Origin of the sequence: Roseovarius pacificus (assembly GCF_900142665.1) — a bacterium.
In the GTDB taxonomy this organism is placed as follows: Bacteria; Pseudomonadota; Alphaproteobacteria; order Rhodobacterales; family Rhodobacteraceae; genus Roseovarius; species Roseovarius pacificus.
This window is the reverse complement of record NZ_FRBR01000001.1, coordinates 667020-692429: the sequence shown is the minus strand read 5'-3', so window position 1 is coordinate 692429 and position 25410 is coordinate 667020. Positions and strand designations below refer to the sequence as shown.

The 25410-nt window shown below is 64.2% G+C and carries 23 protein-coding genes; 15 read left to right on the top strand and 8 right to left on the bottom strand.

The window, feature by feature from the left end:
• Positions 1–112 precede the first annotated feature (112 nt).
• Together ilvC and BUB53_RS03315 are read left to right on the top strand one after the other, a co-directional pair.
• The gene (ilvC, locus tag BUB53_RS03320) at positions 113–1135 is read left to right on the top strand and encodes a ketol-acid reductoisomerase (protein ID WP_073032678.1); all 1023 of its coding nucleotides are present in this window, start codon (positions 113–115) and stop codon (positions 1133–1135) included.
• 87 nt (positions 1136–1222) lie between these two features.
• Positions 1223–2134: a DMT family transporter gene (locus BUB53_RS03315; protein ID WP_073032676.1), complete on the top strand. Its 912-nt coding sequence runs from the start codon at positions 1223–1225 to the stop codon at positions 2132–2134.
• Between the two features lie 118 nt (positions 2135–2252).
• Here the strand turns inward: BUB53_RS03315 and folP are convergent, their stop codons facing one another.
• The 4 genes from folP to BUB53_RS03295 form a co-directional block, all read right to left on the bottom strand.
• On the bottom strand, positions 2253–3266 hold the full coding sequence (gene folP / locus BUB53_RS03310; RefSeq protein ID WP_073032674.1) for a dihydropteroate synthase: 1014 nt from the start codon (positions 3264–3266) through the stop codon (positions 2253–2255).
• Between the two features lie 76 nt (positions 3267–3342).
• Positions 3343–4272 (bottom strand): dihydroneopterin aldolase, encoded by a 930-nt coding sequence (locus BUB53_RS03305; protein ID WP_073032672.1) that lies wholly within the window; start codon positions 4270–4272, stop codon positions 3343–3345.
• A 170-nt stretch (positions 4273–4442) separates the two neighbouring features.
• Positions 4443–6116, bottom strand: a complete 1674-nt coding sequence (gene ctaD / locus BUB53_RS03300; protein ID WP_073032658.1) for a cytochrome c oxidase subunit I — start codon at positions 6114–6116, stop codon at positions 4443–4445.
• Between the two features lie 265 nt (positions 6117–6381).
• Positions 6382–6774 carry a c-type cytochrome gene (locus tag BUB53_RS03295; RefSeq protein ID WP_073032655.1) on the bottom strand — a complete coding sequence of 131 codons (393 nt, stop codon included), beginning with the start codon at positions 6772–6774 and terminating at the stop codon, positions 6382–6384.
• A gap of 197 nt (positions 6775–6971) precedes the next feature.
• Between BUB53_RS03295 and BUB53_RS03290 the strand changes: the two genes are divergently transcribed.
• Both BUB53_RS03290 and BUB53_RS03285 read left to right on the top strand, forming a co-directional pair.
• Positions 6972–7784, top strand: coding sequence for a TIGR00282 family metallophosphoesterase (locus BUB53_RS03290; protein ID WP_073032653.1), 813 nt, complete (start codon positions 6972–6974; stop codon positions 7782–7784).
• A gap of 80 nt (positions 7785–7864) precedes the next feature.
• Positions 7865–9643 (top strand): SLC13 family permease, encoded by a 1779-nt coding sequence (locus tag BUB53_RS03285; RefSeq protein ID WP_073032651.1) that lies wholly within the window; start codon positions 7865–7867, stop codon positions 9641–9643.
• Between the two features lie 7 nt (positions 9644–9650).
• Here BUB53_RS03285 and BUB53_RS03280 read toward each other — a convergent pair whose 3' ends face one another.
• Positions 9651–11432: an SLC13 family permease gene (locus BUB53_RS03280; RefSeq protein WP_073032649.1), complete on the bottom strand. Its 1782-nt coding sequence runs from the start codon at positions 11430–11432 to the stop codon at positions 9651–9653.
• Between the two features lie 124 nt (positions 11433–11556).
• On the opposite strand from BUB53_RS03280, the gene BUB53_RS03275 reads away from it, so the two are divergent.
• A complete protein-coding gene (locus BUB53_RS03275; protein ID WP_073032647.1) occupies positions 11557–12306 on the top strand; it encodes a YebC/PmpR family DNA-binding transcriptional regulator in 750 nt (249 codons plus the stop codon).
• A gap of 169 nt (positions 12307–12475) precedes the next feature.
• On the opposite strand, the gene BUB53_RS03270 is transcribed toward BUB53_RS03275, so the two are convergent.
• Positions 12476–13366, bottom strand: a complete 891-nt coding sequence (locus BUB53_RS03270; protein ID WP_073032645.1) for a LysR family transcriptional regulator ArgP — start codon at positions 13364–13366, stop codon at positions 12476–12478.
• 89 nt (positions 13367–13455) lie between these two features.
• Here BUB53_RS03270 and BUB53_RS03265 point away from each other — a divergent pair, with 89 nt between their 5' ends.
• Positions 13456–14052, top strand: coding sequence for a LysE/ArgO family amino acid transporter (locus BUB53_RS03265; protein WP_073032642.1), 597 nt, complete (start codon positions 13456–13458; stop codon positions 14050–14052).
• Between the two features lie 18 nt (positions 14053–14070).
• Here BUB53_RS03265 and BUB53_RS03260 read toward each other — a convergent pair whose 3' ends face one another.
• The gene (locus BUB53_RS03260; RefSeq protein WP_073032641.1) at positions 14071–15288 is read right to left on the bottom strand and encodes a multidrug effflux MFS transporter; all 1218 of its coding nucleotides are present in this window, start codon (positions 15286–15288) and stop codon (positions 14071–14073) included.
• A 223-nt stretch (positions 15289–15511) separates the two neighbouring features.
• Between BUB53_RS03260 and BUB53_RS03255 the strand changes: the two genes are divergently transcribed.
• From BUB53_RS03255 to BUB53_RS03230, 7 genes are all read left to right on the top strand, one after another.
• Positions 15512–17044 carry an acyl-CoA carboxylase subunit beta gene (locus tag BUB53_RS03255; RefSeq protein ID WP_073033701.1) on the top strand — a complete coding sequence of 511 codons (1533 nt, stop codon included), beginning with the start codon at positions 15512–15514 and terminating at the stop codon, positions 17042–17044.
• Positions 17045–17057: 13 nt separating this feature from the next.
• Entirely contained in the window at positions 17058–17474 is a 417-nt protein-coding gene (locus BUB53_RS03250) for a DUF6497 family protein (protein WP_084728830.1), read from the top strand.
• Between the two features lie 217 nt (positions 17475–17691).
• Positions 17692–17835, top strand: a complete 144-nt coding sequence (locus BUB53_RS22925) for a hypothetical protein (protein ID WP_188744964.1) — start codon at positions 17692–17694, stop codon at positions 17833–17835.
• A gap of 228 nt (positions 17836–18063) precedes the next feature.
• Entirely contained in the window at positions 18064–18423 is a 360-nt protein-coding gene (locus BUB53_RS03245) for a hypothetical protein (RefSeq protein WP_073032638.1), read from the top strand.
• Between the two features lie 385 nt (positions 18424–18808).
• Positions 18809–19018, top strand: coding sequence for a hypothetical protein (locus tag BUB53_RS03240; RefSeq protein WP_073032635.1), 210 nt, complete (start codon positions 18809–18811; stop codon positions 19016–19018).
• A 126-nt stretch (positions 19019–19144) separates the two neighbouring features.
• Complete coding sequence (locus BUB53_RS03235) at positions 19145–21145, top strand: acetyl-CoA carboxylase biotin carboxylase subunit (RefSeq protein WP_073032633.1); 2001 nt, start codon at positions 19145–19147, stop codon at positions 21143–21145.
• A gap of 43 nt (positions 21146–21188) precedes the next feature.
• The gene (locus BUB53_RS03230) at positions 21189–21677 is read left to right on the top strand and encodes a hypothetical protein (protein ID WP_373285756.1); all 489 of its coding nucleotides are present in this window, start codon (positions 21189–21191) and stop codon (positions 21675–21677) included.
• 13 nt (positions 21678–21690) lie between these two features.
• Here the strand turns inward: BUB53_RS03230 and BUB53_RS03225 are convergent, their stop codons facing one another.
• Positions 21691–22146: a DUF4174 domain-containing protein gene (locus BUB53_RS03225; protein WP_073033699.1), complete on the bottom strand. Its 456-nt coding sequence runs from the start codon at positions 22144–22146 to the stop codon at positions 21691–21693.
• A 177-nt stretch (positions 22147–22323) separates the two neighbouring features.
• On the opposite strand from BUB53_RS03225, the gene BUB53_RS03220 reads away from it, so the two are divergent.
• Both BUB53_RS03220 and scpA read left to right on the top strand, forming a co-directional pair.
• Positions 22324–23259, top strand: coding sequence for a hypothetical protein (locus tag BUB53_RS03220; RefSeq protein ID WP_073032629.1), 936 nt, complete (start codon positions 22324–22326; stop codon positions 23257–23259).
• Positions 23231–25360, top strand: coding sequence for a methylmalonyl-CoA mutase (scpA, locus tag BUB53_RS03215; RefSeq protein ID WP_073032627.1), 2130 nt, complete (start codon positions 23231–23233; stop codon positions 25358–25360). Before BUB53_RS03220 ends, scpA begins: the two co-directional genes overlap by 29 nt.
• Positions 25361–25410: the final 50 nt, after the last annotated feature.

The window sequence follows — 25410 nt, the reverse complement described above, 5'->3', positions numbered from 1 at the left end:
AGTGACTTTGAGAATGAATACCACGATTGTTTCACGGAATATATGCGTTTTGAATGCTCTTTTTCCGGGTTCGGCGTAATCTGCCGGTAATCTGTAAGCAAAGGAGTGCGACATGCGCGTTTATTACGATCGCGATTGCGATATCAACCTGATCAAGGACAAGAAAGTGGCCATTCTGGGCTATGGCAGCCAGGGCCACGCCCACGCGCTGAACCTGCGGGATTCGGGCGCCAAGAACCTCTGTGTCGCGCTGCGCGACGGCTCGGCCTCGGCCAAGAAGGCTGAAGCGGAAGGTCTTGAAGTCAAAGGGATTTCCGAAGCCGCCGCATGGTGTGACGTGATGATGTTCACCATGCCCGACGAATTGCAGGCCGAAACCTACAAGAAATACGTGCATGATCACATCAAGCCGGGCGCGGCGATTGCATTCGCCCACGGTCTGAACGTGCATTTCGGCCTGATCGAGCCGAAAGAAGGCGTCGACGTGATCATGATGGCGCCCAAGGGCCCCGGCCACACCGTGCGCGGTGAATACGTCAAGGGCGGCGGCGTGCCCTGCCTTGTGGCCGTTGACACCGACGCCTCGGGCAAGGCGCTGGAAATCGGCCTGAGCTACTGCTCGGCCATCGGTGGCGGTCGTTCCGGGATCATCGAAACCAACTTCCAGGAAGAATGCGAAACCGACCTGTTCGGCGAGCAGGCGGTGCTGTGCGGCGGTCTGGTGGAACTGATCCGCATGGGCTTTGAGACGCTGGTCGAAGCGGGCTATGCCCCTGAAATGGCTTACTTTGAGTGCCTGCACGAAGTGAAGCTGATCGTCGATCTGATCTATGAAGGCGGCATCGCGAACATGAACTACTCGATCTCGAACACGGCCGAGTATGGCGAGTATGTCAGCGGTCCGCGGGTTCTGCCTTATGAGCAGACCAAGAAAGAGATGAAGGCGATCCTGCACGATATCCAGACCGGCAAGTTCGTGCGTGACTTCATGCAGGAAAACGCGGTTGGTCAGCCGTTCTTCAAGGGGACGCGCCGGATGAACGATGCGCACCAGATCGAAGAAGTGGGCAAGAAACTGCGCGATATGATGCCGTGGATCAGCGCGGGCAAGCTGGTGGATCAGGAAAAGAACTGATCGGCGCCACAGCCTGAGCGATATTGGATTGACCCCGGCCAGCGGCTGGGGTCTTTTCGCTTTGACCAGATGAGAAGGCGCGCGCAAATGCCTGAGATTACGGGAAAAAGCTGGATCATGGTGGCCGCTCTCGGGTTGATCTGGGGCGGTACGTTTCTGGTCATGGAAATCGCGTTGCGAGGGATCACGCCGTTCTGGCTGGCCTCGGCGCGGATCGGGTTCGCGACGCTACTGATGCTGGCGATCTGGGCCTTTCGGGGGTTCAGGTTATTTACGCAACCTGTTGGAAATGCGGATATTTTACGCCTTATCGCGATTGGCGCGCTGTCGTCGGCGGTGCCGTTCATGTTGCTGAGCTGGGGGCAACAATATGTGACCTCGGGCTTTGCCGGTGTGTCGATGGCGGCAGTGGCGCTGGTGGTGCTGCCCCTGGCGCATTTTCTGGTACCCGGAGAGTGGTTGACCCGGCGCAAGGTGGCGGGATTCGTGATCGGGTTCATGGGTGTGGTGGTGCTGATCGGGGGGCAAGCCTTTGAAACGACAGGTGAATCCCTTGAAGGTTTCGGGCGGATCGCCTGTCTGGGCGCGGCGAGTTGTTACGCGCTGAGTTCGGTGCAGATGCGGTTGCTGCCGGATGTGGATTCCATCGGATTGAACGCGGTGACGCTGTTGATCGGGGCGGTAATCGTGATCGCGGCGGCCTGGGCCGTCGAAGGATCGCCGCCGAAAACCGACCGTAACACATTGTATGTGCTGCTTTTTCTTGGACTGGTGCCGACTGCTGGCGCGAGCCTGTTGCGGGTGTTGGTGATCCGCACGGCGGGGCCGGTTTTCATGAGCCTCGTCAATTACCAGGTGCCGGTCTGGTCGGTGGTGCTGGGCGCATTGATCCTGTCGGAACCGTTGCCGCCCAGCCTGATATCGGCGCTGGCGCTGATCCTGTGCGGCGTCGGGGTGAGCCAATACGGCGCGCTGAGCCGGTTGTTCCGGCGGGTGTGAGTTTTGTACGTTTTGTACAAAGCGTACCGCTGTTTTGTACGAAATCCGGCAGGGATATGTTGATGTGTCTACATGATGGACGCAATGACCGGTGGCCGGATCGCACGCGGCGGTCCGGTTAATCGGCCTTCCCCAGGGTCGCGGCCTGCCACAGGCGCAGCGCTTCGACGGTTTCGCGCACATCGTGGACGCGCAGCATCTGCACCCCCTGTGCGACACCGGCGATGGCCACCGCGATGGAACCGGGCGCGCGGTGGCGGGCCTCTTCGACGCCGCCGAGGGTGCCGATGAAGCGCTTGCGCGATGCGCCGAGCAGGACGGGACAGCCGAGGCCGTGGAAGAGCGAGAGATTTTGCAAAAGGGTCAGGTTGTGATCCAGCGTCTTGCCAAAGCCGATGCCGGGATCGACAACGATCTGATCGCGGCGGATGCCGAGGGCGGCCAGGGCCTCGATCCGCTGGGACAGGTAGTCGTAGATATCGAGCGACACGTTGTCGTAGCGCGGATCGACCTGCATGATCTCGGGGGTGCCCTGGGCGTGCATGACGCAGACGGGCAGACCCGCCCCGGCGGCGTAGGGGGCCAGATCGGGATCGAAGGTGAAGCCCGCAACATCGTTGATCAGGCTTGCGCCGGCCTCGTGCGCGGCGCGGGCGACGGGGGCCTTGCGGGTGTCGATCGAGATCGGAACATCGGTTTCGCCCCGGATGGCGGCGATCACCGGGGCGGTGCGGCGGATTTCCTCGTCAATCGGGACTTCCTGCGCGCCGGGGCGGGTGGATTCGCCGCCCACGTCGATGATGGAGGCCCCCGCGCCGATCATCTCGCGCGTGTGGGCAAGGGCCGAGCCGGGATCGAAATGCAGACCGCCGTCGGAAAAACTGTCGGGGGTGACGTTGAGGATGCCCATGATCTGCGCGCGGGACATATCGAGCCCGGCCACCGGGGCGCGCGGCGCGGTCAGGCGGTCGAGCGCCTCGGACGGGGTTTGTGCGGCGGGGATCAGGCGCGAGGGCGCGTCGCGGTGCATCTCTTCGACGGTATCGAACCAGAGCGCGCCACCGGCGAGCGGCAGCGCCGCATCGGGGCGGGCATGATCAAAGCGGGCGACGGGGCGGTAATAGGCGGCCATGATGCGATCCGTTTCAGCAAGGGGTTGCCCCTTTATTGACGGCAGGCGCGCCGGGTCAAGCCTGCGGCGCGGCCGATCAGAGCCCCGATTGCGCGATGTCCTGGATCAGGACGGGCACGGGGGCGTTCTTTGGCGGGGCTTCGCCGATCAGCAGGAGGTCCGAGGCCTCCATGTGGCCGGCGAACCATGCGGCCAGCGCTACGGGGTCATCCGGGCCGGTCGAGGGGCCGTCGACGGCATCGAGCACGATCTTTGAGGGGGCCCAGACGCTGATCTGGCCGTTCTTCATGGCCCAGTCCAGTTCGGTGCGGGTGCTGACCACGACACAGCGGTCGTCGCGCCCGCCCAGCACCCAGGCGTTCTGTTCGATGGCCAGCAGGTCCACCCGGCGCTGTGTCATCCTGTGGCCGGTTTGAGGGGCGGGGGTATCGGAGAGGCCGACACAGAGGATCACGGGCTCGGCCCGTTTTTCCAGCTGGTCCAGCCAGCGGCCCAGATTGGGCGACCGGATCGCGGTATTGGTCAGGAACACCAGATGCGGGTGCGGCGTGGTGTCGGGGTGGCTGCCCACGGGTTTGGTTGCCAGATCGTCGACCGAGCGGACGATTTCCACGCCAAGCGCGCCGGGGCCGCGATCGAGCTTTTCGATCCGCACGAAGGTGCGCACGGCCTGCGGCTCCCACAGGATGCGCTCGGCGATACGTTCGGCCAGCGTTTCCAGCAGGTTCAGGCGTTCCTCGGCCAGTTCGGCGGCGATGGCCTCGGTCACGCGGTCGTAGCTGAGGATGCGATCCACGTCGTCTTCCAGCGGGTCGGTGATCGGGCGCACCTCGACCACCACGTTGAAACACAGCCGTTGGGTGACGCCGCGCTCGGCCTGGAAGGCGCCGATCTCGACCGCGACGATGTGATCGCGCAGCGAGATGCGATCCAGCGGGCCGTCGGGGGCGGTGGCGTCCGCGCGGGCGGAGGGGTGCTCGAAAGCGAGGCGGATTTCGTTGGACATGATGCGTCCTCTGGGTGGTCAGTGGACGGGGGATAGCATGTGCGCGGACCACGGGGGAAGGGAGAATGCGACGGGCTGGCGCGCAGAGGCGGCACGGCGCCGGTTGCAGGGATGAAAAAAGGCCCCGGAGATGTCCGGGGCCTTTTTCGGGTTTCCGTCTGGTCCGCTGGTCAGTGAGCGGGCTGTTTGTCCCAGTCTTCGCGCTTGGGCAGCTGCTCGAACGTGTGTTCGGGCGGCGGGCTGGGCAGGGTCCATTCCAGCGTGTCGGCGTATTCGTTCCAGTAGTTGTTCTGCGTCACGCGGGCACCGCGGAGCAGCGAGTAGATAACGATACCGAAGAAGAACACGAAGGACGCGAAGGAGATGAACGCACCGATCGACGACCAGTAGTTCCAGACCGCGAAGGCCTCGGGGTAGTCGATATAGCGGCGCGGCATGCCCTGACGGCCCAGGAAGTGCTGCGGGAAGAATGTCAGGTTGGCGCCGATGAACATTGCCCAGAAGTGCAGCTTGCCGGCCCATTCGGGGTATTGGCGGCCCGTGATCTTGCCGAAGTAGAAGTAGATACCGGCGAAGATCGCGAAGACGGCGCCAAGGCTCATCACGTAGTGGAAATGCGCCACGACATAGTAGGTGTCGTGATAGGCGCGGTCGACGCCCGCCTGGCTGAGCACGACGCCGGTGACGCCGCCCACGGTGAAGAGGAACAGGAACCCGAAGGCCCACAGCATGGGCGTCTTGAACTCGATCGAGCCGCCCCACATGGTGGCGATCCAGCTGAACACCTTAACGCCGGTGGGCACCGCGATCACCATCGTGGCCAGCATGAAGTAGCTTTGCTGGGTCAGCGACATGCCGACGGTGTACATGTGGTGCGCCCAGACGACGAAGCCCAGAACGCCGATCGCGATGAGGGCCCAGACCATCGGCAGGTAGCCGAAGATGGGCTTGCGCGCGAAGGTGGCGATCACGTGGCTGATAATGCCGAAGCCGGGCAGGATGATGATATACACCTCGGGATGGCCGAAGAACCACAGGATGTGCTGATAGAGGATCGGGTCACCGCCGCCGGCCGGGTCGAAGAAGGTCGTGCCGAAGTTACGGTCGGTCAGCAGCATGGTGATCGCGCCGGCCAGAACGGGCAGCGACAGAAGGATCAGCCAGGAGGTGACGAAGATCGACCAGGCGAAGAGCGGCACCTTGAACAGCGTCATGCCGGGGGCGCGCATGTTCAGGAAGGTGGTGATCATGTTGATCGCGCCCAGGATCGAGCTGGCGCCCGATACGTGCACGGCAAAGATCGCCAGGTCCATCGAAATGCCGGTTTCATTGGTCGAGAGCGGCGGATACAGCACCCAGCCCACGCCCGAGCCGAGCTGACCGTTGCCGCCCGGCGCCAGCAGCGAGGCGACGCCAAGCGCCGTCCCGGCCACGTAGAGCCAGTAGCTGAGGTTGTTCATCCGCGGGAAGGCCATGTCGGGCGCGCCGATCTGGAGCGGCATGAAGTAGTTGCCGAAGCCGCCGAACAGGGCCGGGATCACCACGAAGAACATCATCAGGACGCCGTGATAGGTGATCATGACGTTCCAGAGGTGTCCGTTGGGGGTACATTCGCCCGCGGCCGCGGCGGTGAAGCGCGCGCCTTCCAGGCACATGTACTGAACGCCGGGTTCCATCAGCTCCAACCGCATGTAAACGGTGAAGAGCACCGAGATCAGGCCGACGACTGCCGAAGTGACCAGGTAAAGGATACCGATGTCCTTGTGGTTCGTGGACATGAACCACCGGGTAAAGAACCCGCGCTGATCTTCGTGTTCGTGGCCGTGAATGGCTGCGTCTGCCATTGTCTGCCTCCTGCTGGTAAAATTCCGGGCGCGCGACTCTGCGCCGGCCCCCATATCCATTCAGGTTTTAGAATGGCGGAACCAAGGGGGCAATGCGAGAAGTTGACCCAGATCAAATAATTTTGTCGCACCCTCTTGAACCTATGACCGGGCGGGGGTGGCGGGATCGGGCGGACATCGCGGCCCCGTGGCGCGGGGCGGGATAAAGGAAAAGCCGCACGGCAAGCGCCGCGCGGCTTTGGGTAATGCGTTGATTTTCCGGTGTTTATTCCGAGAACGTCGCCAGGTAGGCCGCGACGTCTTCGCCGCCCTTGCGCAGCTTGAAGGTCATTTTCGAGCGCCCGCCGATGAATTTGGCCGGGTCTTCCATGTACTCGACGATGTTTTCCTGATCCCAGACGAGGCCTTCTTCGCCCTTGGCGACGAGCGCTTCGCCATAGCGGAAGTCCTCGACCGTGCCGGCGGTGCTGCCGATGATCCCGTAAAGGTTGGGCCCGACGCGTCCGCCCTTGACGATCGATTCACCTTCGGGCGACTCGATCATGTGGCAGGACTTGCACTTGCGAAATTCCTTTTCGCCGGCGGCTGCGTCGCCTTCGGCCAGCGCCGGAGCGGCGATGGCCAGCATGGCGGCGGTTGCTGTGATGAGAGTTTTCATTCCGACCTCGTTATGATGGTTATCGAACGCGCGTTTGCCCTCAATACATAGCAAGCTGAGGCCGTGCAGCAAGCATTCCTTGGCCGTTCTGGCGGGATTTCGCAGCGGCGTTTTGTCGTCCCGCAGAACGGGCTGCGCTGTGCCGGGCGCGGCGGCGGGCCTTGCGTTTGGCCGTGGCGGGGCCTACCAATCCGCTCATGAGAATACTGTTTCTGGGCGATGTCGTGGGCCGTGCGGGGCGGCGTGCGGTGGCCGATACCCTGCCGCGGCTGCGAGACGAGTGGCGGCTGGATTTTGTCGTGGTCAACGGTGAGAACGCGTCGGGCGGAATGGGCCTGACCGGGGATCACGCCAGGCTGCTTCTGGATGCCGGCGCGGACTGCGTGACCCTGGGCGATCATGCCTTCGATCAGCGCGACATGCTGCAATTCATCGAGAACGAGCCGCGCGTGATCCGGCCCATCAACTTTGCCAGGGATGCGCCGGGGCGGGGGCACCGGGTGTTCACCGATGCGCGCGGGCGCAAGGTGCTGGTGGCGCAGGTGCTGGGGCAGGTGTTCATGAAACGCTGCTTCGACGATCCGTTCTCGGCCGTCGATGCGGTGCTGCGCGCGCATCCGCGGGGCGGGGCGGTGCAGGCGGCCCTGATCGACATGCATTGCGAGGCGACCAGCGAAAAGGTGGGGATGGGTCATTTCTGCGACGGGCGCGCCAGCGCCGTCGTGGGCACCCATACCCATATTCCCACGGCGGATGCGCAGGTTTTGCCGGGCGGCACCGCCTATCAGAGCGATGCGGGCATGTGCGGCGATTACGATTCGGTCATCGGCATGGAAAAGGCCGAGCCGATGCGCCGCTTCGTGACCGGCATGAGCAAGGGCCGGTTCCAGCCCGCCCTGGGCGATGTCACCCTGTCGGGGCTGTTCGTGGAAACCGACGACAAGACCGGCAAGGCCGTGCGCTGTGCCATGGTCCGGCTGGGCGGGCGGCTGGAACAGGCCGCTCCCTAACGCTCTGTGCGATGGCGCTTGCCGCGCCCCGCGCCATGGGTGAAAATGGCCGGCAGCAATTTTTGCAACAGGCAGGTAGGATGGACGTTTTCGAGTTTTCCCAGACGGGACAAGCGGTTGTGGCCCTGACTGTTGTTGCGGCGATGTTCGCGCTGTTCATTCGCGAAATCTATCCGACCGAGGTGGTGGCGATCAGCGGTGCGGCGTTGCTGCTGGTGTTTGGGGTGCTGCCTTATGACGCGGCGCTGGATGTGCTGTCCAACCCGGCGCCCTGGACCATCGCCATGCTGTTCATCATCATGGGGGCGCTGGTGCGCACCGGGGCGCTGGATGCGCTGACCTCTCTGGCGGACCGGGAGGCCAAGGAACGCCCCAGGGTGGCTATCGTGCTGCTGTTCGTCTGCGTTCTGGCCGGGTCGGCCTTCATGAACAATACGCCGGTGGTGGTGGTGATGATTCCGGTGTTCGTGCAACTGGCGCGCACCCTGGGAATGCCGGCCAGCAAGTTGCTGATTCCGCTGAGCTATGCCGCCATTCTGGGGGGCACGCTGACGCTGATCGGGACATCGACCAACCTGCTGGTGGATGGTGTGGCGCGCACCCACGGGATTGAGCCGTTCAGCATTTTCGAGGTCACGCCGCTGGCCGTCGTGCTGGTGGTCTGGGGCGCGCTCTATCTGCGCTTCGTCGGGCCGCACCTGTTGCCGGACCGGGCGTCGATGGCCGATATGCTGTCGGACCGTTCGCGCATGAAGTTCTTTACCGAGGCGGTCATCCCGCCGGATTCCAACCTGATCGGGCGCGAGGTGACGGGGGTGCAGCTGTTCAAGCGCGAGGGCGTACGCCTGATCGACGTGATCCGGGGCGATCTGTCGCTGCGGCGCAACCTGAAGGGCGTGCAGTTGCAGGTGGGCGACCGGGTGGTGCTGCGCACGCAGATGACCGAACTTCTGAGTCTTCAGCGCAACAAGAGCCTGAAGCGGGTCGATCAGGTGTCGGCGGTGGAAACCACCACGGTCGAGGTGCTGATCACGCCGGGATGCCGCATGGTGGGGCGCACCCTGGGGGCGATGCGGTTGCGGCGGCGGTTCGGGGTGTATCCGCTGGCGGTGCACCGGCGGAACCAGAATATCGGGCGGCAACTGGACGATCTGGTGGTGCGGGTGGGCGATACCCTGCTGCTGGAAGGCGCACCCGAGGACATCCAGCGCCTGTCGCGCGAGATGGACCTGGTGGATGTCTCGAAACCTTCGGCGCGGGCGTTCCGGCGGGGGCATGCGCCGCTGGCGGTGGCCGCGCTGGCCGGGATCGTCGCGCTTGCGGGGCTTGGCGTGGCGCCCATTCTGGCGCTGGCCGTTGTCGCGGTGGCGGTGGTGCTGGTGACGCGCTGCATCGACGCGGACGAGGCGTTTTCCTTTATCGACGGGCGGTTGCTGGCACTGATTTTCGCCATGCTGGCGATCGGCGCGGCCCTGGAGGCGTCGGGCGCGGTGCGCCTGATCGTCGAGGCGCTGGCGCCGGTTCTGTCGGCCCTGCCACCGGTGTTGATCGTCTGGGCGGTGTATCTGCTGACCTCGGTTCTGACCGAGCTTGTCAGCAACAATGCGGTGGCGGTGGTGATCACGCCGATCGCGATCGGGCTGGCCGATGTCATGGGGATCGACGCGCGCCCGCTGGTGGTGGCGGTGATGGTCGCGGCCTCGGCCAGTTTCGCGACCCCCATCGGATACCAGACGAATACGCTGGTTTATGGCCCCGGCGGGTACAAGTTCACCGATTTCATGAAGGTCGGTATTCCGCTGAACCTGAGCGTGGGGCTGCTGGCCAGCGCGCTTATTCCGCTGATCTGGCCGTTGTGAGCGGTGCTCAGAGCGGCCAGACCAGCAGGATCATCGGCACCGACACGGCGATGACGATCAGTTCGAGCGGCAGGCCCATGCGCCAGTAATCGCCGAAGCGATAGCCGCCGGGCCCGAGAATCAGCGTGTTGTTCTTGTGCCCGATGGGGGTGAGGAAGGCCGAGGACGCCCCGACGGCGACCGCCATCAGGAAGGCATTGGGCGCGGCATCCAGCCGGTTGGCGATCTCGATCCCCACGGGGGCCGCGACAATCGCCGTGGCGGTATTGTTGAGCACGTCCGAGAGGGTCATCGTCACGGCCATGAGCACCGCAAGGATGGCCCATGTCGGCAGGTCGCCGGTCAGCCCGACCAGTTGCGAGGCCAGAAGCTCGGTTCCGCCGCTGTCGCTGAGCGCCTCGCCCAGGGGGATGAGCGAGCCGAGCAGGACCACCACGGGCCATTCGATCTGATCGTAGAGATCGCGCAGCGGCACGATCCCGCTGAGGACGTAGCCCACCACCACGCCCCCCAGCCCGATGGAGAGCGGGATCAGCCCGGCGGTGGCGGCGGCCACGGCGGCGGCGAACAGCGCGATGGCCAGCCAGCTCTTGTTTTGCCGGGTGATCGACAGGCCCCGTTGGGCCAGGGGCAGACAGCCGAGCCAGTTGATCACCTGCGGCCCGGCATCGGCCGGGGTCAGCAGCAGCAGGATGTCGCCGGGGGTGATCCGGGCGCGGCGCAGGTTCTGCGTGATGCGGCGGCCCTGACGCGATATCCCGACGATGACCGAGCGCTGCCGCCAGTGCAGGCCCACGGCCTGCGCCGAGGTGCCCGCGATGCGCGCATCGCGGGGCACGACGGCCTCGATCAGGGTCAGCCCGTCGGTTTCGCCCTCGATCAGCTCGCGCCGGTCGGCATCGGTATAGGCCAGCCCGAGCGCGGCGCGGAAATCGTCGAGCGCGTCGGGCTGCGCTTCGAGCACGAGGATGTCGTCGGCCTTGAGCACGGTCCCGCGCGAACTGCCGTAGCGGCGCGTGCCGTCACGGATCAGGCCGAGGATCGACACGTCGCTTTTCGTGGCGGTTTCATCGAGTTCGGACAGGCGTTTGCCGACGAGGCCGTTGTTATCGGGCACCGAGAGTTCGGCGAGGTAAGCCGAGGTTTCGTGCAGGGCTCCGGCGGGGTCGCGGGTGGCGGCGCGTTCGGGGATCAGCCGCCATCCGACCAGCGTGACAAAGGCCATGCCGGCCAGTGCCGTCACCACCCCGACCGGGGCGAAATCGAACATCTCGAAAGGGCGGCCCAGTTCGGCCTGGCGGATCGAGGCGATGATGATGTTGGGCGGCGTACCGATCAGGGTGACCATGCCGCCCAGAATCGTCGCGAAGCTGAGCGGCATCAGCGAAAGGCCGGGGGCGCGACTGGACTTGCGGGCGGCCTGTATGTCGACCGGCATGAGCAGGGCGAGGGCCGCCACGTTGTTGATGAATCCCGACAGGACGGCCCCGATCCCGCCCAGGAGGGCGATATGGGAGCGCAGGCTGCGGCCGCCGTCCACGACCGTGCGGGTGATTATCTGAACCGCGCCGGCATTGACCAGACCCGTCGATACGACCAGCACCAGCGCCACGATGATCGTTGCCGGGTGGCCAAATCCGGTAAAGGCCGTTTCGGCGGGCACCACGCCCAGAACCACGGCGCAGAGCAGTGTGGCAAACGCCACGAGGTCATAGCGGTACCGGCCCCAGATCAGCAGGGTGAACAAGGCTCCGAACAGGGAAAACAGGACGATCTGATCGACATTCATGGCGCTCTCCGGTTTCGTTCGTTCAGCCAACCCGATTGGGCGGCGCGGCGCAAGCGGGTTGCGATAGGGGCTCGGCCTGCCTTATATCAGGCCGAAATCAGGGACATTCCAATCGGAGACACGTATGGCCGGCCATTCCAAATGGGCAAATATTCAGCACCGCAAAGGGCGTCAGGACGCTGCGCGGTCGAAGCTTTTCTCAAAGCTTTCCAAAGAGATAACCATTGCCGCCAAGATGGGCGACCCCGATCCCGAGAAAAACCCGCGCCTGCGTCTGGCGGTGAAAGAGGCCAAGTCCAATTCGGTGCCCAAGGACGTGATCGACCGCGCGATCAAGAAATCCTCGGCGGGCGATGGCGAGGATTACGAGGAAATCCGCTATGAGGGCTATGGCCCGAACGGGGTGGCGGTGATCGTCGAGGCGATGACCGACAACCGCAACCGCACCGCCAGCAACGTGCGGTCGACCTTTACCAAGAACGGTGGCAACCTGGGCGAGACCGGCAGCGTGGGCTTCATGTTCGAGCGCAAGGGCGAGGTGACGTATCCCGCCGGGGTGGGCGATGCCGACACGGTGATGATGGCGGCGATCGAGGCGGGGGCCGAGGACGTGGAAAGCAGCGAGGACGGCCATATTATCTGGTGCGCCGATACCGACCTGAACGACGTGTCCGGCGCGCTTGAGAACGAGTTGGGCGAAAGCGAGTCGACCAAGCTGGTGTGGAAGCCGACCACCACGACCGAGATGGATCTGGACGGCATGCAGAAGCTGATGAAGCTGATCGACGCGCTGGAGGATGACGACGACGTGCAGCGCGTCACTGCCAATTTCGAAGCCTCCGACGAGGTGATGGACCAGTTGGCGGCGGAGTAACGCGGCCGTCATATGGTTTGAAAGCGGCGTCCTGACGGGCGCCGTTTTTTGTTTTGTTGGAGGGAATAAGAATTTGTACGAAACGTACGAAAGGGACGTGGGTTTTGTACGAAAATCCGGTGCTGTGCCAGACCTTGTGTCCATCTTGGAGGCAAGTCGGGGTGTCCGGCTATCCCTCCATCGGGTGCAGGCAGGTCCGGGCGGCGTGGCGGATGGCGCGGGTGAGGGGGGCGAGGGCGGGGCCGAGCAGGCGCGAGGATTGCCAGTAGAGCGGCGTGTCCATCGGGCTGTCGGGCAGGAGCGGTACGAGCGTGCCGCGCGACAGTTCGGCCTGCACCAGATGGTCGGGGTTGAGGCCCCAGCCGAGCCCGAGGCAGGCGGCGCGCACGAAGGCCTGCGAGGAGGCGATATCGTGAAAGGGCGGGCTGGCCTGTACCCCCATGTAGCGCGCGATCCAGCGGTGTTGCAGCCGGTCCTTGGCATTGAAGCGCAGCATCGGGGCGCGGGCGATGGTCTCGGGCGTCAGACCGTCGGGGAAATGCCGGGTCATGTAGGCGGGGCTGGCGGTGGGGATGTAGCGCAGGATGCCGAGCGGCATTGCATCGCATCCGGCGACCGGCGTGGAACTGGCGGTGACCGCGCCCAGGACCTCGCCCCGGCGGAGCCATTCGGCGGACACGTCCTGATCGTCGATCACGAGGCTGAAGGTGTGGCCGGGCACCATGGCGAGAGCTTCGAGCACCCATGTGGCAAGGCTGTCGGCGTTGACGGCGATGCGCAGGCGCGTGTCGGGAGCGGGGGCGAGCGCGCCGATGTCGCGGGCAAGCCGGGCTTCGAGCAGGCCGACCTGTTCGGCATGGGCCGCAAGGCGGCGCCCGGTTTCGGTGCCGGTGCAGGGCTGGCCGCGCGTCACGAGCTGCGCGCCGACGCGGTCCTCGAGCGTCTTGAGGCGTTGCGAGATGGCGGATTGGGTGATGCCCAGATCCTGCGCCGCGGCGGCAAAGCCGCCCGTGCGAAGGATGGCCGAGAGGGCGGCAAGCTGGGCGGGGTCGAGCTGCATTAGAAATCCTGATTACGGGCAATGAACTTTAATTTGAGTAATGTTCTGCGGATCGGTAGGCAAGCCCCTGTCGGATTGTGGAGGCAGGTATGACGCAGGCGATGGGCGCAGGATTCGCCCTTGGGTTTTCTCTTATCCTGGCGATCGGGGCGCAGAATGCCTTTGTGTTGCGGCAGGGGCTGCGGCGCGCGCATGTGCTGCCCGTGGTGCTGGTCTGTGCGCTGTCGGACGCGGTGCTGGTGACGGCGGGGGTGCTGGGCTTTGGTGCGCTGGCCCGTGCGGTGCCGGGGCTGGAGGGGGTGATGCGCTATGGCGGGGCGGCGTTCCTGATCTGGTATGGTGCGCGCAATTTCATCGCCGCGTGGCGCGGTGGCGAGAGTCTGGAGGCGGGCGAGGGGGCGGCGAGCCTGCGCCGGGCGCTGCTGACCTGTCTGGCGCTGACATGGCTCAATCCGCATGTCTATCTGGATACGGTGGTTCTGCTGGGCTCGGTCAGTGCGCAATACGACGATAAACCCGGCTTTGCCGCCGGGGCGGTTCTGGCGAGTTTCGTATTCTTCTTTGGGCTTGGATATGGCGCGCGGGGGCTGGCGCCGCTGTTTCGCCGCCCTGGCAGCTGGCGGGTGCTGGATGCCGTGGTGGGGGCGACCATGTGGGCGATTGCCCTGCGGCTGCTGACGGGGTAGGCGGGGTGGCCCCCGGTCCTAGGGCAGGGTCAGGTGGCGTTCGCGCCATATGACCAGCGCGATGGCGGCGATCCCGGCCAAGGCCGTGGTCAGCATGATCCACAGAAGCGGGTAGGCCCCGGAGCCGGGGGTGAGGAGCAGCCCGGCCAGGGCTGACAGCGCCGCGCCGCCGCCGATCATCAGCGCGCCGGACAAGCCGCTGGCGGTGCCGGCCAGATGCGGGCGCACCGACAGCGCCCCGGCGGTGGCGTTGGGAATGACCATGCCGTTGCCGAGCCCCATCAGCGTCATCAGTCCGAAGAAGGTGAGGGGAGTGCCGAACCCGGCATAGAACAGGCCGAGATTAACGGCGATTCCGATGGTGTTGATCAGCGATCCCCAAAGGACCATGCGATTGACGCCGAGCCGCATCGAGAAGCGCCCCGAAATGAAACTGCCCACCATGTAGCCGACGGCGGGCGCTCCGAAATAGAGCCCCAGAACCGCCGGATCGAGCCCGAAGACCCGGTCGCCCACGAAGGGCGCGCCGCCCAGATAGGCAAAGAACGCGCCAGAGGAGAGCGCCGTGGCCATCGCGTAGCCCCAGAAGCGCGGTGAGGACAGAAGCTCGGGGTAGTCCGCGATCTGCTGGCGCAGGGTCTGGCCAGACTGCGGTGCGGTTTCGCCGAGGTCGCGCCACGCCAGCCATGTGACCATCGCGCCGAGGAGGAACAGCGCCCAGAAACTGGCCTGCCAGCCGAACATCTGATCCAGCGCGCCGCCGATGGTCGGGCCGATCATCGGAACCACGGCCATGCCCATCGTGACATAGCCGATCATGCTGGCGGCCTGATCTTCGGGGACCATGTCGCGCACCACGGCGCGGCTGAGCACCATGGCTACCACGACCGTGGCCTGAAACATCCGGAAGGTCAGGAACATCAGGGTGCTGGTGGCGAATATGCAGCCCAGGGTGGCGATCAGGAAAATCGCCAGCCCGCCGAGGATCAGGGGGCGGCGGCCGAAGCGGTCGGAGATCGGCCCCATGACGATCTGAAGCGCCGCATTCACCCCCAGGTACAGGGCGACCGACAGTTGCAGCACCCGGTATTCCGTGTCGAAATAGGCCGCCATGCCCGGCAGGGAGGGCAGAAAGATGTTCATGGCCAGTGCCGATATCCCCGCCAGCAGGATCAGCGTGGCGATATGCGGCGGCGAGGCGCGATCCAGAAATCGGGAGGGGTGCATGTCGGTCATGGAACAGGGTTAGGCCTGCCTCGCGGTTTTGTCCATGCACAAGGAACTGTGGCGAAATGCACAGATTGGATGGCATGAGGTGACGGTTGGGGAATCCGTTGTGGAGTTTGCAGATTTTCAGATTAGCAGGATGAAATTTGCGAGGTTTTGCAAATTTGCCGGATTCTTCTTTGTGACAGCGCCTGCATTGCCTATGGTCGCGCAAAATCGCAAGGGGACCGACATGAAAGATATCCTTCAGGAACTCGAGGATCGCCGCGACGAGGCCCGGCTGGGCGGCGGGCAGAGACGGATCGACGCGCAGCATGCCAAGGGCAAGCTGACCGCCCGCGAGCGGATCGAACTGTTGCTCGACGAGGACAGCTTTGAAGAGTTCGACATGTTCAAGGCGCATCGCTGCACCGATTTCGGCATGGAGAAAGAGCGCCCCTATGGCGATGGTGTCGTGACCGGCTGGGGCACGATCAATGGCCGGATGGTTTATGTCTTCAGCCAGGATTTCACGGTGTTCGGCGGGTCGTTGTCGGAAACCCATGCCGAGAAGATCTGCAAGATCATGGATATGGCGATGCAGAACGGTGCGCCGGTGATCGGGCTGAACGATTCGGGCGGGGCGCGCATTCAGGAAGGCGTGGACAGCCTTGCGGGGTATGCCGAGGTGTTCCAGCGCAATATCGAAGCCTCGGGCGTGATCCCGCAGATCAGCGTGATCATGGGCCCTTGCGCGGGCGGTGCGGTATACAGCCCGGCGATGACGGACTTCATTTTCATGGTCAAGGACAGCTCGTACATGTTCGTGACCGGCCCCGATGTGGTGAAAACCGTGACCAACGAACAGGTGACCGCCGAGGAACTGGGCGGCGCGGTGACCCATACGCGCAAGAGTTCGGTCGCGGACGGGGCGTTCGAGAACGATGTCGAGGCGCTGGCCGAGGTGCGCCGGCTGGTCGATTTCCTGCCGCTGAACAATCGGGAAAAGCCGCCGGTGCGCCCGTTCTTCGACGAGCCGGGCCGTGTGGAGGAAAGCCTGGATACCCTGATCCCGGCCAACCCGAACACGCCCTACGACATGAAGGAACTGATCGAGAAGGTCGCCGACGAGGGCGATTTCTATGAGATTCAGGAAGATTACGCCAAGAACATCATCACCGGCTTCATCCGTCTGGAAGGGCAGACCGTGGGCGTGGTGGCCAATCAGCCGATGGTTCTGGCCGGGTGTCTGGATATCGATTCGAGCCGCAAGGCGGCGCGCTTCGTGCGGTTCTGCGACTGCTTCGAGATTCCGATCCTGACGCTGGTGGATGTGCCGGGGTTCCTGCCGGGGACCAGTCAGGAATACGGTGGGGTGATCAAGCATGGCGCCAAGCTGTTGTTCGCCTATGGCGAGGCGACGGTGCCCAAGGTCACGGTGATCACCCGCAAGGCTTATGGCGGGGCCTATGACGTGATGTCCTCCAAGCACCTGCGCGGCGATTTCAACTATGCCTGGCCGACGGCGGAAATCGCGGTGATGGGCGCCAAGGGCGCGACCGAGATCATTCATCGCGCCGATTTGGGCGATGCCGACAAGATCGCCGCGCATACAAAGGATTACGAAGACCGCTTCACCAATCCCTTCGTGGCGGCCGAACGTGGCTTTATCGACGAGGTGATCCAGCCGCGCAGCACCCGCAAGCGCGTCAGCCGCGCCTTTGCCGCGCTGCGCAACAAGAAGCTGAGCAACCCGTGGAAAAAGCACGACAATATCCCGTTGTAAGACGCGGCGCGTTGTGAGGGCGAGAGGCCTGCATATCCCCGCCGCGTTGCTGGCGCTGACCATCGGTCAGGCCGGTGCGGCAGAGCAGGGCGAGGCGACGGAGGAGCGCCTTGTCCTGCCCTCGGGGCTGGAGGCCGTGTTGCAGGAAATGGTGTGGAATCAGCCCGGACAGGGCCTGACCTATCGGTTCCGATTCGTGGCTGCCGGGTTCACCGGAGAGGAAGAGTTCGACACGATCATGAGCGATCTGGAGTTCCTGTGTAACAGCCATGCGATTCCGCATTTGTCGAATGTCGGGCCGATGCCCCGTCAGGTGGTGATTTCATTGTCCGACCGGGAAACCGAATTCGGGGTGATCGACCCTACGGCAACGCAGGTTTTCGAGGCATATCGTGTCGAAAACGGCACCTGTATCTGGGAGATGTTCTGATGTGGGCACAAGATATAGCCCCGGACGGTCATGCCTGTGGCCAGTATGAGGCTTTGACGCCACATTGGCGGCTGTTCGCGTATGCCGCGTATGCAACCGCCGGAAATTCCGTTATGGTGCCAAACGGTTGCACCCAAGTAACCCATACCTCGGAACTGGGGCAGGTGGGGCGGTTTACGCTGCGTTTGCCCGTGAAAAATGACAGGAGACACATAAAATGTCGAACAGCATCAAGAGCATTCTGGCCTTCGGCCTGGTCGCTTTCGCAGCTGCTTGCGCTCAGCAGGCTGAAGAAGAGTTCGTGGTCGTCGAACCCGAGCCCGTCAGCCAAGAGCCGGTCTACACCGGTAAGTACAAGTAAGCCGTCAGCGGTTTACCGGGGGCAGGCCGGTTGGCCTGTCCCGACACATGCCAGCGCATCGGACAGGGTGTCCGGGCTGGCCTGTCGCGCCGAAGGGCGCATATCCCGACATCGCCAGGCTTGCACGCGCCGCCTGAACAGGGCTGTTGCGCCCGTGATTTCCCTTGAAACACTGGCTTTCGAAGGGCTGCGGGCTGTCGCGCCGCGCCGGGATGCGGCAGGTGCGCCATGCTGAAGCATCGTGGCTTTCCCAGCCGTATGCCGGGAACGGATTTTCAATTCACGATTCGCCGGGCCAATCCGCGTGGCGTGACGGCGATCACCCGGCGTGAACGCTACCGCGACCGCAAGCCTGCCGACCGCCGCGCCGACAGCGCCTTTTTGCGCGCTCTGTGGGAGCAGTTCGGCGATCAGCCGTTCGAGCGGGGCAATCTGGATGCCGGACGCCTGAGCTGGCTGTTCGGGCGCGAGGTGATTCCCGCGGAAGATCCCTTCGATCCGGCCAGTTACGAGGCGTTGCTGATGCTGGATGTCGAGGCTGCCCGCGCCGCCTTTCCCGAGGTCTTCGACGGTGACGAGGGATGGTGATGGTGCAAAAGATGCGGCCGACTGGCGTCTTTTTGCCGAGGGCGGCGGATTTTACGCAAAGAACAGCCGATTTCGGGCGGCCCGTGCGGGGTAGCTTGGGTTTGGGCGATTATCGCGCGACGGTTGAATTGTTCGTAACGATGCCCCGCCCCCACGGGGTTGAGACGCGACGTCTTATCCGTTACCCTTCCCCTAGTGGACGGCCTTGCACCATTTCGTGCGGGCCGTCCTTTTTTTTGTTGAAAAACAATATGTTGGCTCGCTTTCGGCGTCGGCGGCAAGTTGCCGATCATGGCCGCATATCCGCCCTGGGCTTTGACCTGGCGGTGGAGCCACCCCAGATATTCGGTAGAGAGAAACCGAAAATCGAGAAGGGTGGATTATCATGCGTAAGCGTTTCATCACACTATTGGCAGGGGCCGGATTGCTTGGGCTTGCGGCCTGTGGAGACACCCTGCCCGAGCAGGCGCTGTTGGGCGCCGGGGCCGGGGCGGGCACGGCGGCGGTGCTCGATGGCAGCATCGGCGCGGGCGCGCTTGTCGGTGCGGCGGGCAATGTCGCCTATTGCAAGGCCTATCCGGGCCGTTGCCGCTGATCTGAAAATTTCCGCGCCTGACGCGCGGATACGGAACGATTTTGACAGGACCACCGGTGCGCCTTGCGCCGGTGGTCTTTTTGATGTGGCCCCCACGGGGGCCGGAACCGGAAGAAGGGACACAGTATGTTCAAGAAGATCCTGATCGCGAACCGTGGCGAGATCGCCTGCCGGGTGATCAAGACCGCCCGCAAGATGGGTATCCAGACGGTGGCGATCTATTCGGATGCCGACGCGCAGGCGCTGCATGTGCAGATGGCCGACGAGGCGGTGCATATCGGCCCGCCGCCTGCGAACGAATCCTATATCGTGATCGACAAGGTGATGGAGGCGATCCGCCAGACCGGCGCCGAGGCCGTGCATCCCGGATACGGCTTCCTGTCGGAAAATCCCAAATTCGCCGAGGCGCTGGAGGCCGAGGGCGTTGCCTTTATCGGGCCGCCCAAGGGCGCCATTGAGGCGATGGGCGACAAGATCACCAGCAAGAAGATCGCGCAGGATGCGGGCGTGTCCACCGTGCCCGGCGTGATGGGGTTGATCGAGAATGCCGACGAGGCGGTGAAGATCAGCCGGGAGATCGGCTATCCGGTGATGATCAAGGCCAGCGCCGGGGGCGGTGGCAAGGGCATGCGCATCGCCTGGAACGACGAGGAGGCGCGCGAGGGGTTCCAGAGCTCGAAGAACGAGGCGGCCAGCAGTTTCGGCGACGACCGGATTTTCATCGAGAAATTCGTCACGCAGCCGCGCCATATCGAAATTCAGGTGCTGTGCGACGGTCATGGCAACGGGGTGTATCTGGGCGAGCGGGAATGTTCGATCCAGCGCCGGAACCAGAAGGTCATCGAAGAGGCCCCCAGCCCGTTTCTGGACGAGGAAACCCGCAAGGCAATGGGCGAGCAATCGCTGAAGCTGGCCCATGCGGTGGATTACGCCAGCGCCGGCACGGTGGAGTTCATCGTCGATGGCGACCGGAATTTCTATTTCCTTGAAATGAACACCCGTTTGCAGGTGGAACATCCGGTGACGGAACTGATCACCGGGGTCGATCTGGTCGAACAGATGATCCGCGTGGCCTATGGCGAAAAGCTGGCGCTGAGCCAGGACGATATCAAGCTGAACGGCTGGGCGATGGAAAGCCGCCTCTATGCCGAAGACCCGTATCGCAACTTCCTGCCGTCGATCGGCCGTCTGACGCGCTATCGCCCGCCGCAGGAACTGGATGTCGAGGGCGCGGTGGTGCGCAACGATACCGGCGTCTACGAGGGCGGCGAGATTTCCATGTATTACGATCCGATGATCGCCAAGCTGTGCACCTGGGGCCATACCCGCGCCGAAGCCATCGAAGGGATGCGCAACGCGCTGGACGGGTTCGAGGTGGAAGGGATCGGGCATAACCTGCCGTTCCTGAGCGCGGTGATGGATCATCCCAAGTTCGTCTCGGGCGACATGACCACCGCCTTTATCGCCGAGGAATACCCCGAGGGGTTTGAAGGTGTGGACCTGGGCGAGGATGCCCTGCGCCGGATCGCCGCCAGCTGCGCGGCGATGCATCGGGTGGCGGAAATCCGGCGCACCCGTGTGTCGGGGCGGATGGACAACCACGAACGCCATGTCGGCGAGGATTGGGTCGTCACCCTTCAGGGGCATCGTTTCCCGGTGCGGATCGCGGCGGACAGGGACGGATCGACCGTCACCTTCGAGGATGGCGATACGCAGCGTGTCACCAGCAACTGGACGCCGGGCGACCAACTGGCGCATCTGACGGTGGATGGCGCGCCGCTGGTTCTGAAGGTCGGCAAGGTGTCGGGGGGCTTCCGTATCCGCAGCCGGGGGGCGGACCTCAAGGTGCATGTGCGCACGCCGCGCCAGGCGGAACTGGCCGAATTAATGCCCGAGAAACTTCCGCCTGATACATCCAAGATGCTGCTGTGCCCGATGCCCGGCCTGATCGTCGCGATCAACGTGGAAGAAGGCGACGAGGTTCAGGAGGGGCAGGCGCTGTGTACCGTGGAGGCGATGAAGATGGAAAATATCCTGCGTGCCGAGCGTAAGGGCATCGTGACCAAGGTGAATGCCGGGCCGGGCGACAGCCTTGCCGTGGACGAAGTGATCATGGAGTTCGAATAAGGGGATGATACGGGCCGCGGGACATATCGGGAGCAGGGGGCGGGTGCCGATGGTACTGGCCGCGCTGAGCCTGACCGCGGCCTGTGCCCGCGATGACGAACCCGCGATGCGGGCGCGGCTGGATCAATGGTTTTCCCTGGGCGAGAGCGTGGGGTTTTCGGCCACGCAGGAATGCGCGGCCGGGGTGTTCCGGCTGGTCGATCCGTCGATCAAGGCCCCGATGCCGGTGGCCTCGGGGACGGGCGAGATGCTGCTGAGGCTGGGACAGTCCGGGCGTGCCGCGCTGGATGACAGCGCACAACCCCCCGATGCGGGGCTGGTGGCGCTGATCAACCGCGACCGCGCGACCGGCATGCAGATGCGCCGCGCCGCGCTGGAGGGGCGGGCCTGCATGGACGACACCGTGGAAAGCGCCTTTCGCTATGCGCTGGAGGAGCCGCGCAGCGTACTGGCCTTTGACCGCGACAGCGGCAGCCTGATGATCCTCGATCCGGTCACGGGGGTGCTGGTCGTGTCGGTGGGGGCGCGGTGATGGCGGTATTGGATCAACTGCCGCCGGAATTTTCGCGCATCTCGCGTTGGCGGGTGGGCAGTTTGTCGATCACGCGGCTGATTTCACGCACATCCCACGGGAACGGTTTGCGCAGGTATATGGTGCCGTCCTTGCCCAGCAATATCAGCATGAAGCCACGCGGGTGGAACTGCTGGCGCAGGTCGCTGCGCGCGCCGGGGTCGGTATCGGTCAGCACCACCACGTCGCGCGCATCCAGCGCCTCCAGCCGGTCGGTGAGGAACTGCATCTGCTCGACATACCGGGGATCGGCCGGGGCGTCGGCAAAGACGACCAGCGGGCGTTTTATCCAGAGAAATTCGTTCAAATCCGTCCGGACCCCGTCGAAAATAATCGGCGAATCACCCGATGGATCGCGTTCCGCGCTGTCCTGCGCATATGCGGGAAACGCGGCCAGAGCCATGAAAATAAGGACAAATAACTTCTTCATCATCTCACCTGTCTGGCAAGATATAGGCGGGCCGGGGCCAATTGCGAAGGCTGAATGCCTGTGTGGCCGGGAAAATTTTAGCGTTAAGCCCTTCCTCAGCTTTCGGGGGACAGCATGAGCGTGACGCAATTTCCAAGCCCGCACAGCGCGGCCACCCGGCGAAGGGCCAGCAAGACGATGGATATCATACTGCATATCGGAGCGCACAGAACGGCCTCGACCGGTTTCCAGCACTATCTGCGGAGCAATTCCGATGCGTTGTCGGGGCTCGGTATCGGGGTATGGGGGCCGCTGCGGACACGGGACGGGCTGCTGACCGGGGTTGTTCCGGTGCCGGGGCTGCGCCCGCCCGGGCAGCAGCTGAAACGCGCGGCGGGACGGATCGCGATTGCCGCCGTCACGGCGCAGAAGAACGGATTCACGCAACTGCTGGTCAGCGATGAAAACATGCTGGGGGCCCCGCGCCGCAACCTGCGCCAAAGCGCGCTGTATGGCGACGCGGGGGAGCGCATGGCCCGGTTCGCGCAGGCCTTCGGCGGCCGGGTGACGCGGGTGGTGCTGTCGATTCGCGGGCAGGAGAGTTACTGGACCTCGGTATTGGGATTTGCTGTGGCGCGGGGGCATCGTGTGCCGCGCCCTGACGATCTGGACCGGCTGGTGACCTCTAACCGCCATTGGCGCGACGTGATCGCCGATGTGGCCTGCGCCTTTCCGCGCGCCGACCTTCAGGTGTTGCCTTACGAGCTGTTCGGCAGCCTGCCGGAGCGCAAGCTGGAGGTCATGACGGGCCGCGCCGACCTGCCGCGCAAACATGCGCGCGCCTGGCTGAACCGGGCCCCGACGCTGAAGGCGCTGCGCGGGATCGTGGCCGAACGGGGCGGCGATGCCGACCGGCTGGGCGACGGCGAAGGGCGCTGGCACCCGTTCGACAGCGCGCAAACCGCCGCGCTGCGCGAGGCTTATGCGGACGATCTGCTCTGGCTGCGGGCCGGGGCGGATGGTCTGGCGACTTTGATCGAGGAAAACGGACCGGGACAGGCGGGGGAACATCCGCCGACCGGTCAGACGACAAGAGGACACGCAAATGACGACGAAGAAAGACGAATGGCGTAAGATTGCCGAGGGCGAGCTGAAGGGTCGCCCACTGGAGGATCTGAACTGGAAAACCCTTGAGGGGATCGAGATCGAGCCGCTCTACACCGCCGAGGATGTGGAGGGGCTGGAGCATCTGGGCTCGATCCCCGGTCAGGCGCCGTTCACGCGCGGGCCGCGCGCCACGATGTATGCGGGCCGCCCCTGGACCATCCGGCAATATGCCGGGTTTTCCACCGCCGAGGAATCGAACGCCTTTTACCGCCGCAACCTGGCCGCCGGTCAGCAGGGCGTATCGGTGGCCTTCGACCTGGCCACGCACCGGGGCTATGACAGCGACCACCCCCGCGTGGTGGGCGATGTCGGCAAGGCGGGCGTCGCGATCGACAGCGTCGAGGACATGAAGATCCTGTTCGACGGTATCCCGCTGGACAAGGTGTCGGTTTCGATGACGATGAACGGCGCGGTGATCCCGGTACTGGCCAGTTTCATCGTCGCGGGCGAGGAGCAGGGCCATGACAAGGGCGTTCTGTCGGGCACGATCCAGAACGACATCCTCAAGGAATTCATGGTGCGCAACACCTATATCTATCCGCCCAAACCGTCGATGCGGATCATCAGCGACATCATCGAATATACCAGCAACGAGATGCCGCGCTTCAACTCGATCTCGATTTCGGGCTATCACATGCAGGAGGCCGGGGCGAACCTGGTGCAGGAGCTGGCCTATACGCTGGCCGACGGGCGCGAATACGTGCGCGCGGCCATCGAGGCGGGCATGGATGTGGACAAGTTCGCCGGGCGGCTGTCGTTCTTTTTCGCCATCGGTATGAATTTCTTCATGGAGGCGGCCAAGCTGCGCGCGGCGCGCCTGTTGTGGCATCGGGTGATGACCGAATTCGGCGCGAAGAACGAGCGCTCGAAGATGCTGCGCACCCATTGCCAGACCAGCGGCGTCAGCCTGCAGGAGCAGGACCCCTACAACAACGTGATCCGCACGGCCTATGAGGCGATGAGCGCGGTTCTGGGCGGCACGCAGTCGCTGCACACCAATGCCCTGGACGAGGCGATTGCCCTGCCCACCGATTTCAGCGCCCGCATCGCGCGCAACACGCAGTTGATTCTTCAGGAGGAAACCGGCGTGACCCATGTGGTCGATCCGCTGGCGGGGTCCTATTACGTCGAGAAGCTGACGGCGAATCTGGCCGACAGGGCCTGGGCCCTGATGGAAGAGGTCGAGGAAATGGGCGGCATGACCAAGGCGGTCGAATCCGGCATGCCCAAGCTGCGCATCGAGGAAACCGCCGCCACCCGGCAGGCGATGATCGACCGGGGCGACGAGGTGATCGTGGGCGTCAACAAGTACCGCAAGGACAAGGAAGACCCGATCGACATTCTCGACGTGGACAACGTCAAGGTTCGCGAAAGCCAGATCGCGCGGCTGGAGAAAATCCGCGCCGAACGAGACGAGGCGGCTTGTGAGGCGGCCCTGGGCGAACTGACACGCCGCGCCAAAGAGGGCGGCAATCTTCTGGAAGCGGCGGTCGAGGCCGCACGTCAACGCGCATCGGTGGGAGAGATCAGCATGGCGATGGAAAAGGAATTCGGCCGTCACCGCGCCGAAGTGAAAACGCTGGCCGGCGTCTATGGCGCAGCCTATGAGGGCGACGAGGGGTTCGCCGCAATCCAGAAATCGGTGGACGCCTTCGCCGAGGCCGAAGGCCGCCGTCCGCGGATGCTGGTGGTGAAGATGGGGCAGGACGGGCATGACCGCGGCGCCAAGGTGATCGCCACGGCCTTTGCCGATATCGGGTTCGATGTGGATGTGGGCCCGCTGTTCCAGACCCCGGAAGAGGCCGCGCAGGACGCCGTGGACAATGACGTGCATGTGGTCGGCATTTCCAGCCAGGCCGCCGGGCACAAGACGCTGGCGCCGCAACTGATCGAGGCGCTGAAGGCCAAGGATGCCGGGGATATCATCGTGATCTGCGGCGGGGTGATCCCGCAGCAGGATTATGAGTTCCTGCAAAAGGCGGGCGTCAAGGCGATCTTTGGCCCCGGCACCAATATTCCCGAGGCGGCACAGGACATCCTGCGCCTGATCCGCGAGGCGCGGGGCTGATCACGAGGGCGGGAGGGGGCCTTGCCCCCTCTTGGCCTGCGGCCAATTCT

What these genes read in the sequence shown, in the direction of transcription:
- ilvC (WP_073032678.1), top strand. Translation starts at nt 113, where the DNA reads ATGCGCGTTTATTACGATCGCGATTGCGATATCAACCTGATCAAGGAC.
- BUB53_RS03315 (WP_073032676.1), top strand. Translation starts at nt 1,223, where the DNA reads ATGCCTGAGATTACGGGAAAAAGCTGGATCATGGTGGCCGCTCTCGGG.
- folP (WP_073032674.1), bottom strand. Translation starts at nt 3,266, where the DNA reads ATGGCCGCCTATTACCGCCCCGTCGCCCGCTTTGATCATGCCCGCCCC.
- BUB53_RS03305 (WP_073032672.1), bottom strand. Translation starts at nt 4,272, where the DNA reads ATGTCCAACGAAATCCGCCTCGCTTTCGAGCACCCCTCCGCCCGCGCG.
- ctaD (WP_073032658.1), bottom strand. Translation starts at nt 6,116, where the DNA reads ATGGCAGACGCAGCCATTCACGGCCACGAACACGAAGATCAGCGCGGG.
- BUB53_RS03295 (WP_073032655.1), bottom strand. Translation starts at nt 6,774, where the DNA reads ATGAAAACTCTCATCACAGCAACCGCCGCCATGCTGGCCATCGCCGCT.
- BUB53_RS03290 (WP_073032653.1), top strand. Translation starts at nt 6,972, where the DNA reads ATGAGAATACTGTTTCTGGGCGATGTCGTGGGCCGTGCGGGGCGGCGT.
- BUB53_RS03285 (WP_073032651.1), top strand. Translation starts at nt 7,865, where the DNA reads ATGGACGTTTTCGAGTTTTCCCAGACGGGACAAGCGGTTGTGGCCCTG.
- BUB53_RS03280 (WP_073032649.1), bottom strand. Translation starts at nt 11,432, where the DNA reads ATGAATGTCGATCAGATCGTCCTGTTTTCCCTGTTCGGAGCCTTGTTC.
- BUB53_RS03275 (WP_073032647.1), top strand. Translation starts at nt 11,557, where the DNA reads ATGGCCGGCCATTCCAAATGGGCAAATATTCAGCACCGCAAAGGGCGT.
- BUB53_RS03270 (WP_073032645.1), bottom strand. Translation starts at nt 13,366, where the DNA reads ATGCAGCTCGACCCCGCCCAGCTTGCCGCCCTCTCGGCCATCCTTCGC.
- BUB53_RS03265 (WP_073032642.1), top strand. Translation starts at nt 13,456, where the DNA reads ATGACGCAGGCGATGGGCGCAGGATTCGCCCTTGGGTTTTCTCTTATC.
- BUB53_RS03260 (WP_073032641.1), bottom strand. Translation starts at nt 15,288, where the DNA reads ATGACCGACATGCACCCCTCCCGATTTCTGGATCGCGCCTCGCCGCCG.
- BUB53_RS03255 (WP_073033701.1), top strand. Translation starts at nt 15,512, where the DNA reads ATGAAAGATATCCTTCAGGAACTCGAGGATCGCCGCGACGAGGCCCGG.
- BUB53_RS22925 (WP_188744964.1), top strand. Translation starts at nt 17,692, where the DNA reads ATGTCGAACAGCATCAAGAGCATTCTGGCCTTCGGCCTGGTCGCTTTC.
- BUB53_RS03245 (WP_073032638.1), top strand. Translation starts at nt 18,064, where the DNA reads ATGCTGAAGCATCGTGGCTTTCCCAGCCGTATGCCGGGAACGGATTTT.
- BUB53_RS03240 (WP_073032635.1), top strand. Translation starts at nt 18,809, where the DNA reads ATGCGTAAGCGTTTCATCACACTATTGGCAGGGGCCGGATTGCTTGGG.
- BUB53_RS03235 (WP_073032633.1), top strand. Translation starts at nt 19,145, where the DNA reads ATGTTCAAGAAGATCCTGATCGCGAACCGTGGCGAGATCGCCTGCCGG.
- BUB53_RS03225 (WP_073033699.1), bottom strand. Translation starts at nt 22,146, where the DNA reads ATGAAGAAGTTATTTGTCCTTATTTTCATGGCTCTGGCCGCGTTTCCC.
- BUB53_RS03220 (WP_073032629.1), top strand. Translation starts at nt 22,324, where the DNA reads ATGGATATCATACTGCATATCGGAGCGCACAGAACGGCCTCGACCGGT.
- scpA (WP_073032627.1), top strand. Translation starts at nt 23,231, where the DNA reads ATGACGACGAAGAAAGACGAATGGCGTAAGATTGCCGAGGGCGAGCTG.